At 36.9% G+C, this 16,182-nt stretch carries 15 protein-coding genes; 10 read left to right on the forward strand and 5 right to left on the reverse strand.

The features are described 5' to 3' along the window. Window positions 1–49: 49 nt before the first annotated feature. Window positions 50–610, forward strand: coding sequence for a peptide-methionine (S)-S-oxide reductase MsrA (gene msrA, locus AABE15_RS08785; RefSeq protein WP_338330919.1), 561 nt, complete (start codon window positions 50–52; stop codon window positions 608–610). Between the two features lie 2 nt (window positions 611–612). Here the strand turns inward: msrA and AABE15_RS08790 are convergent, their stop codons facing one another. From AABE15_RS08790 to AABE15_RS08810, 5 genes are all read right to left on the reverse strand, one after another. Beyond that, window positions 613–1,944, reverse strand: coding sequence for a nitrate/sulfonate/bicarbonate ABC transporter ATP-binding protein (locus AABE15_RS08790; RefSeq protein ID WP_338330920.1), 1,332 nt, complete (start codon window positions 1,942–1,944; stop codon window positions 613–615). A gap of 12 nt (window positions 1,945–1,956) precedes the next feature. Continuing rightward, window positions 1,957–3,669, reverse strand: a complete 1,713-nt coding sequence (locus AABE15_RS08795) for an ABC transporter permease subunit (RefSeq protein WP_338330921.1) — start codon at window positions 3,667–3,669, stop codon at window positions 1,957–1,959. A gap of 101 nt (window positions 3,670–3,770) precedes the next feature. Continuing rightward, entirely contained in the window at window positions 3,771–4,229 is a 459-nt protein-coding gene (gene dut / locus AABE15_RS08800; protein ID WP_338330922.1) for a dUTP diphosphatase, read from the reverse strand. A 16-nt stretch (window positions 4,230–4,245) separates the two neighbouring features. Next, window positions 4,246–5,445, reverse strand: a complete 1,200-nt coding sequence (gene coaBC / locus AABE15_RS08805) for a bifunctional phosphopantothenoylcysteine decarboxylase/phosphopantothenate--cysteine ligase CoaBC (protein ID WP_338330923.1) — start codon at window positions 5,443–5,445, stop codon at window positions 4,246–4,248. A 14-nt stretch (window positions 5,446–5,459) separates the two neighbouring features. Beyond that, window positions 5,460–6,233 (reverse strand): class I SAM-dependent methyltransferase, encoded by a 774-nt coding sequence (locus AABE15_RS08810; protein WP_338330924.1) that lies wholly within the window; start codon window positions 6,231–6,233, stop codon window positions 5,460–5,462. 25 nt (window positions 6,234–6,258) lie between these two features. Between AABE15_RS08810 and mutM the strand changes: the two genes are divergently transcribed. The 9 genes from mutM (at window position 6,259) to thiL (ending at window position 16,164) form a co-directional block, all read left to right on the forward strand. Next, window positions 6,259–7,113, forward strand: a complete 855-nt coding sequence (mutM, locus tag AABE15_RS08815) for a bifunctional DNA-formamidopyrimidine glycosylase/DNA-(apurinic or apyrimidinic site) lyase (RefSeq protein ID WP_338330925.1) — start codon at window positions 6,259–6,261, stop codon at window positions 7,111–7,113. 98 nt (window positions 7,114–7,211) lie between these two features. Further along, the gene (rpsT, locus tag AABE15_RS08820; protein ID WP_338330926.1) at window positions 7,212–7,481 is read left to right on the forward strand and encodes a 30S ribosomal protein S20; all 270 of its coding nucleotides are present in this window, start codon (window positions 7,212–7,214) and stop codon (window positions 7,479–7,481) included. Window positions 7,482–7,661: 180 nt separating this feature from the next. Further along, the gene (gene dnaA / locus AABE15_RS08825) at window positions 7,662–9,158 is read left to right on the forward strand and encodes a chromosomal replication initiator protein DnaA (protein ID WP_338330927.1); all 1,497 of its coding nucleotides are present in this window, start codon (window positions 7,662–7,664) and stop codon (window positions 9,156–9,158) included. Window positions 9,159–9,234: 76 nt separating this feature from the next. Further along, complete coding sequence (gene dnaN / locus AABE15_RS08830; protein WP_338330928.1) at window positions 9,235–10,362, forward strand: DNA polymerase III subunit beta; 1,128 nt, start codon at window positions 9,235–9,237, stop codon at window positions 10,360–10,362. 32 nt (window positions 10,363–10,394) lie between these two features. Beyond that, entirely contained in the window at window positions 10,395–11,495 is a 1,101-nt protein-coding gene (recF, locus tag AABE15_RS08835) for a DNA replication/repair protein RecF (RefSeq protein WP_338330929.1), read from the forward strand. 105 nt (window positions 11,496–11,600) lie between these two features. Further along, the gene (gene gyrB / locus AABE15_RS08840) at window positions 11,601–14,063 is read left to right on the forward strand and encodes a DNA topoisomerase (ATP-hydrolyzing) subunit B (RefSeq protein WP_338330930.1); all 2,463 of its coding nucleotides are present in this window, start codon (window positions 11,601–11,603) and stop codon (window positions 14,061–14,063) included. Between the two features lie 114 nt (window positions 14,064–14,177). Next, entirely contained in the window at window positions 14,178–14,636 is a 459-nt protein-coding gene (gene nrdR, locus AABE15_RS08845) for a transcriptional regulator NrdR (RefSeq protein WP_338330931.1), read from the forward strand. A gap of 48 nt (window positions 14,637–14,684) precedes the next feature. Beyond that, the gene (gene nusB, locus AABE15_RS08850; RefSeq protein WP_338330932.1) at window positions 14,685–15,176 is read left to right on the forward strand and encodes a transcription antitermination factor NusB; all 492 of its coding nucleotides are present in this window, start codon (window positions 14,685–14,687) and stop codon (window positions 15,174–15,176) included. A 28-nt stretch (window positions 15,177–15,204) separates the two neighbouring features. Continuing rightward, entirely contained in the window at window positions 15,205–16,164 is a 960-nt protein-coding gene (gene thiL, locus AABE15_RS08855) for a thiamine-phosphate kinase (protein ID WP_338330933.1), read from the forward strand. Window positions 16,165–16,182: the final 18 nt, after the last annotated feature.

A 16,182-nucleotide genomic window follows, 5' to 3' on the forward strand; every position in this document is an offset into this window, starting at 1 on the left:
TCGTGATTTAAATAGTTGGGGTCGTTGTTATTAATGGAGGAGGTACAAATTGGTTCAACCTGACGAAATTAATAAAAAACTAGAGACCATTGTTTTAGGAGGCGGCTGTTTTTGGTGTTTAGAGGCAGTCTATAAAAATTTTAAATTTATTTGTAAAATTGAACCGGGTTATGCAGGGGGTCATTTTGTATCGCCTACATACGAGGAAGTGTGTAAAGGACAAACAGGTCACGCAGAAGTTGTAAGAATTACTTTTGATTCTTCCTCTATATCCTTAGAAGAAATGTTATACATATTTTTTCTCATCCATGATCCTACGACGGTTAATGCTCAAGGTATGGATATAGGATCACAATATCGTTCTATAATTTTACCTTCAACCCTTGATCAAATGAAACGTGCATTTGCCGTTAAAAAGAAGATTGAAGAAGAAAAAATATGGTCTTTGCCTATTGTGACTGAGTTTAAAATGCTTGAGCAATTTTATCCCGCAGAATTCGAGCATCAAAATTATTACGAGTTGCACCATGAAGCAGCTTACTGTCGTGCTGTAATTGCTCCAAAGGTGCTAAACGCTCGTAAAAAATTTTTTAGGTTTTTAAAGAATTAACTTTAGTCATGTATGGTCTTATCATCTTTGTCTAAGAAAAATTGATCCGCTTCTTCATCAAAATCAAAGATCTCAGCATAACGTGCCCATCCAATAATGGTGGAGAGGGTTTCTCTGGCGTAATCGCGTGACATATTGTCTTGTAATTCGTCTCTAAAACGCTCTGCACTTGCTTTATGGTTAGGTCGTTCATCCAATACATCTCGAATAGCACGCATCAAAGGCACATTTTTAAAAACGCTATGCCTAAAAATTCGTTTTCGATCTTCGTTCTCTGCGTTGACCAATTGTTTACCCAAATCACTGAGAACGATGTCCCCTTCAGCCATCACTGCAAATTTTAACATTTGCAGTGCCTCACCAATTGGAAGCAAATCGTCTAGCTCCATTTGTAAACTTTGTGCAAGTTGAGGCATATCAGCTTTTCCGGAGTAGGGTTCAGCTAATAAAGCTTCCAACATTCCCATCATTAAACTCATCGATATTAAAGGCAAGGCAGTAAAAGGAGATTGATTATTTACCGTATTTACATTTTTTTCTTCAAAGTTGTTTGAAATTGTTTGTGTAAGCAACGTATAGACGCGGTCAACAAATTGACGAAATGCTGGGGCTTCTCTATTGCGTGGGCGGGGAAAGGGTACAGCAATCTCTTTGACAACGCGACCAGGATTTGATGAGAAAATTAAGATTCGATCGCACATTAATACGGCTTCTTCAATACTATGTGTTACCATAAGGATTGATTTAACGGGTAATTTTTTTTCTACCCATAAATCAATGAGATCGGTTCTTAAATTCTCTGCGGTCAAAACGTCTAAGGCAGAAAAGGGTTCATCCATTAGCAGCAAATCAGGATGTACTACCAATGCTCTGGCTAATCCAACACGTTGACGCATACCACCCGACAATTCTTTTGGATAAGCTTTTTCATATCCGCCAAGTCCAATCAAATCAATGGCTTCTTCTGCTAAACGTTGGCACTCTTTTTTAGGAACGCGCTTGGCTTCTAAACCGATTTGCACATTGTCTTGCACGGTTAGCCAAGGAAAAAGTGCAAACGATTGGAAAACCATTGCAATTCCTTCAGCTGGTCCTTGCAATAATTTATTCCTCCAACGAATTTCACCTTTTGTAGGAGAAAGTAGCCCAGCCATTATGCGAAGTAGAGTGGATTTCCCTGACCCAGAGCGTCCGAGTAACCCTACAATTTCGCCACTTTTAATGGTTAGCTCAACGTTGTCCAGTACGATTAGTTGAGAATTATTGTCTTTAGGATAGGATTGTTGACAATTTTTGACATCGATAAGGATTTCTTGGTTTGTATTTGTATTCATAGGATTTTTCTCTTAAGCGATTGCAAAACGACGTTTTGAGTAATTGTATAGGGGCTGCCATAAGATGTGATTAAATAAAATTACATAGGCGGACATAACGACCATGCCTAAACCTAGTTTGAACATGTCACCACTACTGGTTGCGAGCGATATATATGCACCAAGTCCATCAGCAACTAAGGTGGTTTTTCCCCAACTTGCTAATTCTGCAGCAATTGTAGCATTCCATGCCCCACCGTAAGCGGTGAGAGCACCAGTTACGTAGTATGGAAATACTGCTGGTATTATAATTTTAAACCACCAAAGTTTGCCTTTGATGTTAAAGTTTTTGGCAACTTCGCGTAGATCACCGGGAAGCGTAGAAGCCCCCGCAATGACATTAAACAAAATATACCATTGTGCCCCTAGAATCATAAGAGGTGTTAACCATATGTTGCTATTTAGATTGTAATGTACGATTGCCATGACAAAAAATGGAAACAATAAGTTGGCTGGGAAAGCGGCCAAAAATTGGCTGATAACTTGGCTTTTTTTTGCCCATTCTGGACGTAACCCGAGCCAAATCCCTATTGGTAACCAAATAATACTCGCTACCACTAATATAATGGCAATACGAACGAGTGATAAAATTCCTAACCAAAATACATGCAAAGCCTCAGCCATGGTCCATTGTTGATGCAAAGAATTATAGATGTAATAGGCAAACCCGACGGTCAATACAATGACAAAAGGAATATAGAAAATATCGATTACTTTAGAAGGAACTTTGTATTTATTGACAGAAAAAGGGCGCTTACCGATGGGTAACATAGCTATAGCGTGATTCATCATAGCTATATGATCGTTTAACCAACGAATAAAACTCGTGCGTTGGAAAAATTTTAATAGCCATGGCGTTTTAGAATAATCGCTTTGGGTGGTTTCAAATCTAAATTTTTCAGCCCAAGCAACCAATGGACGAAATAAAAGCTGATCGTATACTAATATAACTAAAAACATGGCAATTATTGCATAGTATATAGCATTAATATTACTTTGGCTGATGGCTTCTGCGGCATAAGAGCCTATGCCAGGAAGAACAATATCTTTGTTGTTGACCGTTACGGTTTCGGAAAAAACGATCATGAACCAACTGCCAGACATAGACATCATGGTATTCCAGATAAGTCCAGGCATTGCCGCAGGGGCTTCTAATTTCCAAAAACGTTGCCAACCGGTAAGGCCAAAGCTTTGGGCAACTTCACTCATATCTTCGGGAATTGTCTTTAATGTTTGATATAAACTTAACGCCATATTCCAAGCTTGAGCAGTAAATATTGCAAAAACTGCAGCTAATTCTACGCCCAATATTTTGCCTGGAAACAAATTCATGAAGAAAACGATCGTAAAGGTCAGAAATCCTAAAACAGGTACAGACTGCAATATATCGATAATAGGAATAAGTATACGTTCTGCTCTTTTACTTTTTGCTGCAAGTACACCGTAGGTAAATGTAAATATTAACGACGCTATTAAAGCAACGAACATACGTAACGTAGTTAATAATGCATAGCGTGGAAGATATCTTGGTTCTAAGTGTATAACTTCTGCCGTAGGCATATAAATGTGCCGCGTTGCGGATGCAATTGTAATTCCTGTAGCGATGATGAGCAATATGGTGAACACATCAAAGAAATTAGGTTTTGCACGTATGGCAACGCTGGCGGGGATATTTTGGTTTGCCATAAGACCCGCCTCTATCCTTGTTTATAATAGATTATTAGAGAACGAAAAATGATTTCGTCACGAAAAAAAGGTAAGTATTATTTGTGGAGATTTCGGGGAATCTATATTCCCGTACTGCCGAAACCGCTACACGATCGTTCGGTAGCGTCAAGATTTTCGACTTCACACCAATTATATTTGACTACAGGGATTAAAATTGCTTGAGCAATACGCATACCGCGCTCAACAATGAAACTGTTATGATCTGTATTTATAAGAACAACTTTTATTTCGCCACGATAGTCTTCGTCAATCGTGCCAGGTGTATTTAAAAGAGTGATTCCATAATTAAAAGCAAGACCAGAACGAGGGCGAATTTGTAGTTCAAACCCAGAAGGTAAAGCAATTTGAAGCCCAGTAGGTATTAAAGCCCTGTCGTAAGCTTTAAGAATTACAGGTTCAGTAACAGCAGCACATAAATCCATACCGGCTGAACCAAAAGTAGCATAAGAGGGTAAAGGTAAATTTTTGGCATGTTCCAAACGTTTTACCATCACAGTAGTATAGGGTGTTAAGGTCATAACGTACCCCTTATGATTAAGCGAAAAAATTTATTATTTCTTGAGTTATTAATCGACCAATATGTTTTTTATCGGCCCGACATAAATGTTGCATACCAGAGGAAGTTATGATTGTCACCTCATTTTCTACTCCTCCCATAATTTTTGTGTTTTCTTTCACATCGTTAACGATAATCCAGTCACATTTTTTGCGCTCTCTTTTAGCTTTAGCGTTCTCAATAATATCATGCGTTTCCGCCGCAAACCCAACCACAAGTCTAGGGCGTTCAAGGGTTTCGCTGGATATCCAAGCTAAAATATCTTTGTTAGGGGTAAGTTCTAAAGCTGGTGGAGGATTATTAAAATCCTTTTTTATTTTTTTAGAAGAATAATTTTTTATTTTCCAATCACTTACCGCAGCCGTCATAACAGCAATATCTACTGGCAGTACTTTGGAACAAGTACTTAGCATCTCATCGGCTGTATTTACTGGAATTACCGCTACGCCATTTGGAGGGGAGAGGTTTACAGGACCAGAAATCAAGGTAACTTCGGCTCCAGCTTTTTGCAAATATTCAGCAATAGCATAGCCTTGCCTGCCTGAAGAGCGGTTCCCTATAAAACGTACAGGATCAATAGGTTCGTAAGTAGGACCAGCGGTAACTAAAGCTTTTTTACCGCTCAGCACTCCAGTGTTTGCAAAAGCAAATTTTATGTTTTTAATGACAGTTTCAGGAGAAGATAATTTGCCTAATCCTTGTTCACCACAAGCAAGGTCCCCCGAATCGGGACCAATAAAATGAATGCCTGCGTTTTTAAGGCAAATGATATTACGTTGAGTTGCCTCATTTTCCCACATTTTATTATTCATTGCGGGGGCAATATACAGAGGAGTCGTGGAAGGTTTTGCAAGTAAAAGTGTTGATGCCAGATCATCAGCCATACCATAAGCAAGTTTTGCTATTAAATTTGCGCTTGCAGGATAAATAACAATAATATCCGTTTTACGACTTAAGGTTATATGATCAATTGTGCTTTCAGAATCCAAAGAAAATAGATCTTGATGTACCTTCTTACCGCTCAGTGTCTGTAGGGATAAGGGGGTTACAAACTGTTCCCCGCCTTTTGTAAGTACACAGGTTACTGAAAAATCATTTTTTTTGCATAGACGAATGAGTTCAAGGGATTTATAAGCGGCAATACCACCGCTAACAATTAATAATATGTGTTTACTCATTTTCATTCTTTATTTTATATACGCCAGCCGGAATGTATGCACGCTATTCCTCCTGACAGGTTTTTATACGTAACGTTTTCCATCCCCGCTTCTTCCATCATAGATTTTAATTTTTCTTGGTTCGGAAAGGTTCGTATACTTTCGGCTAGGTATTGATAGCTATCTCTATCATGAGCAACCAATTGACCAATGCGGGGTAACGCTTGAAAGGACCATACATTGTAGAGTCGTTCCAATGTTGGTAAGGTTACTTTAGAAAATTCTAAGCAGAGAAACCTGCCCCCTGGTTTTAAAACTCTTTTGGCTTCAGATAAAACTTTTTCTTTGTGTGTACAATTTCTTAATCCGAATGAAATGCTAACACGATCAACGGATTGATCAGATAAAGATATGTGTTCACCATCGACACAGAATAGGTGAATATTGTTTATGAACCCCTGATCAAGTGATCGAGTTTGTCCAATTTTAAGCATATTGTAATTTATATCTGTCAAATAGGCTTTACCACCACCATTTTTTAACCAACCAAAAGAAATATCCCCTGTTCCACCAGCAAGATCCAAAAGCGTTAGGCTTGGTCGTGGAGATAATTCTTTCAAGAAAATATGTTTCCAAATACGATGTATACCGAGTGACATTAAATCGTTCATAATGTCATACTTGTAGGCAACACTGTCAAAGACAGCTTTCACAAGCGTTGGTTTTTCTTTGCTTTTAACCGTACGAAAACCAAAATCTGTATTTAAATTTTCTTCCTCATAAGAAGAAGGATGTGTGCTATCGTTCATGATTTTATACTACACAGAGAAAATAATGCCAGAATTACCTGAAGTGGAAATAGTCAAGAAGAATTTAGAGGATAAACTTAAAAAACAGACCATTGTGTTTGCAAAATGTCATCGTGAAACACTCCGTATCCCTCTATCTAATTCTTTGTCTACTCATATTATTGGGGCAAGGATGATGATTTTTACCCGACGGGGTAAATATATATCAATAGAGTTAAATAACCAACTGACAATTTTAATTCATTTAGGGATGTCTGGGAAAATTATAATAAACTCTATGGAAAATAGGGATAAATTAACACCAGCTAAACATGAACATTTTACCCTTTTAACCAAAGAAGGTTATTCTGTACACTATATAGATGCCAGACGTTTTGGTTTAATTGATTTATATAACAGCTCTGAAGTTCATCCCTTGTTGAGAAAGATGGGGCCAGAGCCTTTAGTATCCAGTCAAGCATTAGATAAACTTTGTTCTGAATTGAAAAAAAGAGCTAATGCCTCTAAAGTTCCTATCAAAAATTTGCTTTTAGATCAGCACATTATTGCTGGATTAGGAAATATATACGTGTGTGAAGCTTTGTTTTTAGCTAAAATATCTCCGTTAAGACGCTTTAACACGTTGTCTGATCTCGAGATATTAAAATTAATCAAGGCAATACAAAGTGTGCTTAAGCAAGCTATTCATGCAGGAGGATCAAGCATGCGTGATTATGTGCACGCTGATGGTAAAAAAGGGAACTTTCAATTTTGTTGGTATGTTTATAATAGAGAAAATCAGTTTTGCAAACGGTGCTTAAAATTTGGAAAATCCAATTTTATCAAACGTGTGAAACAGTCAGGCAGGTCAAGCTTTTATTGTGAATATTGTCAGCATTAACAGTGATTATTTTCTTGACGAAGCTTTATTAAATCAGTAAGAACCAGTTAATTGCATGTCTAGGTAACAAATATTATTAATGAGGTAATGGGAAATCAATGGCGAATATCGCATCTGCGCGTAAACGCATACGTCAAACTTTAAAACGTACTGAACGTAACAAAGCGCGTCGTTCAAGAGTGCGTACGTTTATAAAAAAAGTAGAGGAAGCTGTTTTGGCTGGAAATAAAGAGGAAGCCAATATAGCCTTTAAAACTGCTCAACCTGAATTGCAAAGAGCATGTTTAAAAGGAGTGATGCATAAAAACACGGTTGCACGTAAACTGTCACGCTTGTCACAGAAAATAAAAAAATTAGCATCTGTCTAATAGCGTCTTTTGTCTTAATTTAATGTTGTTTCCATAAACCGTTGAGTTTATTAAGGTATTGTTTAAAACGTTATCCGTTCCATTTGGATAGCTCTAACGGTAATTGGTTCTTTATTAAATGTAAGAAGGGGTATATTATCCGCTATAACACTTAACCTATATCAATGAGCCTCTGAAAAGATGTCCGAATTCCCAAAAGAATCTGAACAAGTCAATTTGTCTTTGCAAGATGCTGATCCAACGACGTTAAAATCAATTTTGAGTATTCATTGGAATCGTATTTGCAATCGATTGAAATCTGAGGTAGGGGACGTTGAGTATCGTACGTGGCTTCAACAGATAATTTTAGGTGAAATAGAAGAAGACGAACTTACACTTTATCTTCCCACACGCTTTCTTCGGGATTGGGTTAGAGCGCAATATAATTCTAAGCTTAATCAACTATGGAATATGGAACTTCCACAAATACGACGTGTTGAGTTAAGTTTATTAGAACAAACTGGATCTTCTGATACGAATCTTGAAGATTCTCTTACGAAGTCCAGTGAAAAAAAATCACTTCACATTCCTACAAAAAGTAAGTTGTTTACCAATTCTGCCGTGAGCAAAAATTCATCAAATTCTGCGTCAAGCGAAGAGGAAGTGAAGACAGGATTACAACATCAACTGGATCCACGTTTTACTTTTGATAATTTTGTTGTAGGTAAACCTAATGAATTTGCATATGCATGTTCAAGGCGTGTCGCCGAAAAGCCATCCAGCCCTGGTTTTAACCCGTTATTTTTATATGGCGGAGTTGGGTTGGGAAAAACACATCTTATGCATGCTATTGGATTTGAATTAGCCAAAGTTGGAAATATATCTGTATCTTATATGTCGGCAGAAAAATTTATGTACCGATTTATAGCTTCGATACGATCGCAATCTACTATAGAATTTAAAGAAGAATTACGTTCTGTCGATGTATTGATGATTGATGACCTTCAGTTCCTTATTGGTAAAGATAATACCCAAGAAGAATTCTTCCATACATTTAACGCGTTAATTGATGCGGGTAGACAAATTATTGTTTCTGCTGATAAATCGCCTTCTGATCTTTCAGGTTTAGAAGATCGATTGCGTACCCGTCTTGGGTGCGGTATGGTGGCGGATATCCACGCAACCACATACGAGCTTCGTATATCCATACTTGAAGCCAAAGCAGCATGTGCGAATGCAATTATTTCTTCGAAAGTAATGGAATTTTTAGCGCATAAAATTACGTCAAATGTTCGAGAGCTCGAAGGAGCGCTTAATCGATTGATAGCGCATGCCAACTTGTTTGGTAGACCTATAACCTTGGAAGCAACTCAAGAGGTTCTGCATGATATCTTAAAGTCCCATGAACGACGTGTTACTATTGAGGAAATTCAACGTAAGGTTGCTGAACATTGTAATATAAGACAAACCGATATGACTTCGGCAAGAAGAGCCCGTGCTGTGGCAAGGCCCAGGCAGATTGCTATGTATTTGGCTAAACTGCTTACAAGCCGTTCACTTCCTGAAATTGGCCGGAAATTCGGAAATCGTGATCATACAACTGTCATGCATGCGATCAGTCGAGTTTCGGATCTGATGGAAAAAGATAGTAGTTTTGCGGAAGATGTTGAATTATTGCGCAGAATGCTTGAGACTTAACGATATTTTTGTCAAGTTATTTTATTAAGTAAATTCATTGCTTTAAAGTTTAAACTATTGAGTAGGTAATAAATCCATGAAGCTAAAAGTTGAACGTGCAATTTTACTCAAGGCACTTGCCCATATACAGAGCGTGGCTGAAAAACGTAATACAATACCTATTCTTGCAAACGTCCTTATTGTGTGTGGCGATAATCAGTTGACATTAACGGCCACGGATATGGAAATTGCTATTGTTGAAACTATAGCGGCTGAGATTCTCGAAGAGGGATCAGTAACCGCTCCGGCTTCGGTTCTTTATGAAATAGTCCGTAAACTTCCAGAAAATGCTATGATTGAGCTTTATCATACCAGCGAGGATACACCGTTGTCATTACGTGCTGGTAAATATGCCACCAGTTTAAATGTCATAAGTGTTGAAGATTTTCCGAGTATGACCTCGGATATGTTTCCTCATCGTTTTACTTTAAGCGCAGAGATTTTAAAAAAACTTATAGAACAGACACGATTTGCGATTTCGACAGAGGAGACACGTTATTATTTGAATGGAATTTATATTCATATAAAGCAGGACGATGGTGGGGAGAGCAAATTGTGTGCGGTAGCAACTGATGGTCATCGACTAGCTCGGGTTGAGTCGCAAGTTCCTGAAGGTGCTTCAACAATACCGGGTGTGATTATTCCTCGTAAGACGATCTATGAAGTTTATAAGCTGCTTGAAGATTCAACAGAAACTGTCGAAATTTCCTTATCTGAAACCCGTATTCAATTTAAATTGGGTAAAGTTACCTTAACTTCTAAATTGATTGACGGAACCTTTCCTGAGTATGAAAGAGTTATTCCTAAAAATAACACAAAAATTTTAAGGGTGGATAAACAGGATTTTTCAATGGCCGTTGCTCGTGTTGCGGCAATCAGTATGGAACGATCAAGGCCTGTTAAGTTATCATTGGACAATCAATCTCTTATTATATCCGCTTCGAGTGCTGATCAAGGTAATGCTAAAGAAGAGCTTGATGAAAATCAAATACATTATGACTCTGGTCCTTTGGAAATAGGATTTCAAGCACGTTATTTGAATGATATTACCGATCAAATTGATAGCCAAGTTGAGTTTATAATGGCGGATAATGCATCTCCTACAATTGTTCGCGATGTTGAAGATCTCTCCGCATTGTATGTTCTTATGCCTATGCGGGTATAAGTATGAATAGGTAAAACATATTAGCAATTTGCATGACGAGTTTAAATGGGCTTTCCTTAATTAATTTTAGAAATTATGAACGATTTATTTGGGAGCCTAAACGACAGAAAGTTGTAGTATTTGGACCTAACGGCAGTGGTAAAACGAATTTATTAGAGGCACTTTCATTATTAGTTTCAGGAAGAGGACTAAGACGAAGTTTAACGGAAGCGTTTATTAAAAACGATAAACAAGATTGTGGTTGGGGTATTCAGGCAAATATTCATAATGATTTGGTTGGTACTTATACTATTTCTACTGGATGCTTACCAAATAGCATAAAAAGACAATTTCGTTTAAATGGCCAACCTTTAAAAAATCAACACTCACTTTCTAAACATCTTTCGATCGTTTGGTTAACGCCACAGATGGACCGTTTATTTTTAGAAGGATCATCTGGACGAAGACGTTTTTTAGACCGTTTGATTTTTAGTAGTGAGTCTTATCATTCGAAAGAAATTGCTGCTTATGAAAAATCAATGTCACAGAGAAATAAATTGCTGGCAGAAAAATGTTACGATCACTTATGGTTAAATGCGATAGAAGAATCAATGGCTTGCCATGCTGTAGCAATTGCTGCAACACGTAATTTATTTGTAAAACAATTGAACCAGTTATCTTCTTTTTCTTTTCCGGACACCGAACTTGTTTTAAACTGTCCTATTTCAGAGAATCTTGATCATAATCCTGCTTTAATTGTAGAGGATAATCTACGCGAGTATTGGAAAAATAAAAGATTTGAAGATGCCGAGCATAAATTGACGCGTTATGGTGTCCATCGATCAGATGTTGTTTTTCGAGATAAATATTCCTTGTTCAATGCCAATTTAGCAAGCACGGGGCAACAAAAAGCTTTATTGGTTGGGATAATTTTAAAGCTGTGTGAATATATCAAGATAAAAGAAAAGACACTTCCTTTTTTACTTTTGGATGAACCCTTAGTTCATTTAGATGTAAATTATCGAGCTGCTCTTTTAAATACCCTTGATTGTTATGAAGGATTTGTTATTTCAACGGGTACTGATAAAGCACCTTTTGAAACTTCTGGTCAGGATTTTGAGTTTCTGAATATTGATCAAGGCATAATCGTATGAGTATTAGTTTTTCTTAGTTAAACCTGCTAAGATCAGTTTGTTTTTAATTTAGATTATCAATTAAAAAGACACATGGTAAAATGTTGCTTTGGAGCCTAACAAAATATGGATACACCTAAAGATTTTTCTCTGCACTCTTCGCCAAATTTTATTGGATCGAATGTTGAGGAAGGGTATGACGCTTCATCAATTTCTGTTCTAAGAGGTCTTGAAGCGGTTAGAAAAAGACCTGGAATGTATATTGGTGATACAGACGATGGCTCTGGTCTTCATCACATGGTTTTCGAAATTGTTGATAATGCTGTAGATGAAGCACAAGCAGGTTTTGCCGATCAATGTTTTTTGTTCCTTAATAAAGACGGTAGCGTAACCGTAAGGGATAATGGCAGAGGTATACCAATAGATACGCATTCGGAAGAAGGAATAAGCGCTGCTGAAGTCGTTTTAACGAAGCTGCATGCTGGTGGAAAATTTAATCAAAATTCCTATAAAGTTTCTGGTGGGCTTCATGGGGTTGGGGCAGCAGTAGTGAATGCGCTGTCAGAGTGGATGGAAGTTCGCATTTGGCGAAATGGTAAAGAATATTATATTCGCTTTGAAAACGGTGAAACCATACAAGCTCTTATTGAAGTAGGAGAAAGTGGAGAGCCTACAGGTACTGAGGTAACTTTTAAACCCAGTGAGGCAGTATTTACCCATATCATGTTCGAATTTAGTATCCTTACCAGGAGACTAAGAGAATTGGCATTTTTGAATTCTGGTTTGAAAATAGTATTGACGGATAATCGGGAAGAACAGCCCTTAGTTGAACATTTTCATTATCAAGGCGGATTAGAAGAATTTGTTAAATGGTTAACAAGGGCAAAAAACAATCTTATTGAGCCAATTGTAGGAAGTATTTATCACAAGAAAAGTAATATAAAAGTTGAATGCTCGTTAGTCTGGAGTGATAGTTACAATGAACACGTGGTTTGTTTTACCAATAATATTCCTCAAAAAGATGGTGGAACCCATCTGGCTGGGTTTAGACAAGCATTAACTCGTATTGTTACAAAATATTCTGAAAATATTATTAATAAAAAAGAAACTTTAGCACTTTCCGGTGAAGATATGCGCGAAGGGCTAACGGCAGTATTGTCTGTAAAAGTTCCTGATCCTAAATTTTCATCGCAAACAAAAGACAAATTGGTTTCTTCAGAAGTTCAACCTGTTGTACAAAGTTGTATTACTGATGCGCTGGGTCATTGGTTTGAAACACATCCTAAAGAAGCAAAAATTATTATTAGCAAGGCCTTGGAAGCTGCCTCAGCACGAGAAGCTGCCCGTAAAGCAAGAGAACTAACCCGTCGTAAAGGTGTTTTAGATGTTTCTTCTCTACCTGGAAAATTAGCCGATTGTCAGGAAAGAGATCCCTCAAAGTCAGAAATTTTCATTGTAGAGGGAGATTCTGCTGGCGGAACCGCTAAGCAAGGAAGAGACAGACGTTTTCAAGCTATTTTGCCTTTAAGAGGAAAAATTCTTAATGTTGAGCGTGCACGTTTTGATAGAATGTTAAATTCCGCTGAGATTGGTACTTTAATTACAGCACTAGGCACTGGTATAGGTCGGGGGAGTATTGAGCAAGGTGGTTTTTCAATCAATAAACTACGTTATCATAAAATTGTTATTATGACGGACGCGGATGTTGATGGTTCCCATATTCGTACTTTATTATTAACCTTTTTCTTTAGACAAATGCCCGAACTTATTGAGCAAGGATACGTCTATATTGCTCAACCTCCATTATATCGCGCGAAAAGAGGTAGTGACGAACGTTATCTTAAAAATGATTTTGCTTTGGAACAGTATTTGCTTGATAAATCTATCCAAAATTGCGTTTTAACACTTTCAAATAATAGAGAAATTACAGGGAGTGAATTAGTAAAAGAGGTCAACAATTATTCATTGATTATACAAAGGTTAAAGGAATTGGAAATATATGTGCCTCTATGGATATTAGAGCAGGCCGTAATTTGCGATACATTAAAATTAGATCATGAATTAATGGCCCAACATATTTTCAGTCTAGAGGAAAAGTTAGATGCTCTTTCAAAAGCGAATGAACGTAATTGGAAGGTAACCATGAACGCTGCTGGGTTAGAAATTGCTCGAACGGTAAGGGGTATTAAAGAAGTTTATTTTTTACCTCAATCCATCTTGGCTGGTAAAAATATTCGTTGGATTTATGAGCATCAGAATGTGTTGATTAGAGACTTTAGCAGTCCAGCAATGTTAAAGATTGATAATAAAGAAGAAGTTGTAAGTGGACCCAGTGACATTTATGAAAAACTAATTAACAGTGGAAAGAAAGGATTAGTTATTAATCGATTTAAAGGATTGGGTGAAATGAATGACGATCAATTATGGGATACAACGCTTGATCCAGCAACTCGAACGTTACTACAGGTTAAAGTTGGCGATAGTGAAGAAGCGGATCAAGTTTTTACCACTTTAATGGGAGATGTCGTTGAGCCAAGGCGTGACTTTATTGTAGATAATGCCTTGAAAGTTTCTAACTTAGATATATAAATGCTGGTATATCAAACAGAATATAGTAGAACTGTATTTATTAATAACAATGGAATTATTCAAACTTAATCACTATATACAGTTCATAATAGGTGTTTTTAATAAAGGGTAACGATGTTCTGTCCTTATTGTGGGAACGAGGAGACCATGGTTAAAGATAGCCGTCCTACAGAGGATGGAACGGCGATTCGTCGTAGACGTGAATGCACTAAATGTCACGAACGATTCACAACTGTTGAGCGATTACAACCTTGTGAAATTATGGTTATGAAACGTAACGGACATAGGGTTCCCTTTGAAAAAGAAAAACTTATAAGATCAATAGAATTAGCCGCTAGAAAAAGACCTATACAGGCAACACAAATAGATCAGATAGCCTGTAAAATTGAAAAACAATTTATTGATCTGGGTGAAAATGTAGTTTCTTCAGAAAAAATTGGTGAAACGGCTATGCATATGTTGAAAGACATTGATAAGATTGCTTATGTGCGTTTTGCAAGCGTTTATTGTGACTTTAAAGTAATCAATGACTTTGCCGAAATTTTACAGCAAATGGAACATCACGAAAAATAAAAATAAACTACTTACAGATTTTCATTTTTGAAAGCTTTTAAAATTAATATGACTAACGCCGAAAAAAATATATATAGACCACGCACGTTAACTCGTATAGCTTCTGTACAAGCATTGTTTCAATGGGATCAAGACAGTGAATGTTCAATGACAACCCTTATAGAGCAGTTTTTACTTTATCGGTGTAGCAATAAAAAATGTAATAAAAACGATTATGAGGATGGCAAAACCCGGATACCTAATATTGAATTATTTCGTTGTGTTGTAGAGCATTTTTATTTAAATCGTAAAAAAATTGATGAAGCTATAGTTAAAGTTCTTCCAAAAGATTGGCCTTTTGAACGTATTGATCCCATTGTTCGATCTATTCTAAGATCAGCAACCGCCGAAATGATTTTTCATGAACAAAATCCGCCTACAGCGGTTATTATTAATGAATATCTTGACGTTACTCATGCTTTTTGTGAAGGGGATGAATCTACACTGATTAATGGAGTTTTAAATCGACTGGGTAAAGAAGTAAGATTATGTTTAGATTGAGTTTTAATACTTCTAATGAGAATATTTTTTGAAAATAAAATTAGCCGCTGAATTTGAAATGATTGAAAATTATTTCAAGCCTCTTGCTGGACAAGCGGCATTGGGACTATCAGATGATGCTGCGGTATTAAATTGTGATAACAAATACGAGTTAGTCATGACAACCGATGCTATGGTGTCGGGTGTACATTTTTTCCCTGATGACAGTGGTTATTTAGTGGCTAAAAAGCTATTGAGAAGCAATTTATCTGATCTGGCTGCAATGGGGGCACAACCCTTAGGGTATTTAATGACATTATCTTTACCTGAAAATTGTTTTAAAAAATTTTGGTTTGAAAGTTTTGTCAAAGGATTGAAAGAAGATCAAGAAGAATTTGGTTTTTCACTTTTCGGAGGGGATACAACTAGAAACTCAGTGCAACAAGTTTTTTCTTTGACTATGATAGGTAAAGTAGAGAAGGGGAAAGCATTGCGACGGAATAATGCAAAACCAGGGGATGGATTATGGGTGACGGGCACTCTCGGTGATAGCGCGCTTGGACTTCTTGTTTTACAGGGTAAGATAAAGGATGAGTATAAGGAATTAGTTGATCGTTATCATATACCACAACCTCGAATAAACCTTTTTGCTAATGATTTTGCCTCTGCAGGTTTAGATATTTCCGATGGGTTCATACAAGATTTAGGTCATCTTTCTCGACAAAGTCAAGTTGGAGCTTACATTGAAGTTGATCGAATTCCTTTTTCTAGACAAGCATTAAAGCTCAAGCATGATTACTTAGAAACTTGCTTAACAGGTGGTGATGATTATGAATTGTTATTATCTATTCCACCAATGTTTGAAGAAAAAGCATTAATTTCCAGCGAACGTTCAGGAATTCCTTTGACTAAAATTGGTTGGTGCACAAAAGAACCTGAAGTAGTCATTTTTAAAGATCATTTCGGTAATTCTCTTCATTTTGAAAAAACAGGGTGGAGCCATATTTAATTTTTTATGGTTTAAAAT

It is taken from the genome of Commensalibacter sp. Nvir (genome assembly GCF_963921845.1).
In the GTDB taxonomy this organism is placed as follows: domain Bacteria; phylum Pseudomonadota; class Alphaproteobacteria; order Acetobacterales; family Acetobacteraceae; genus Commensalibacter.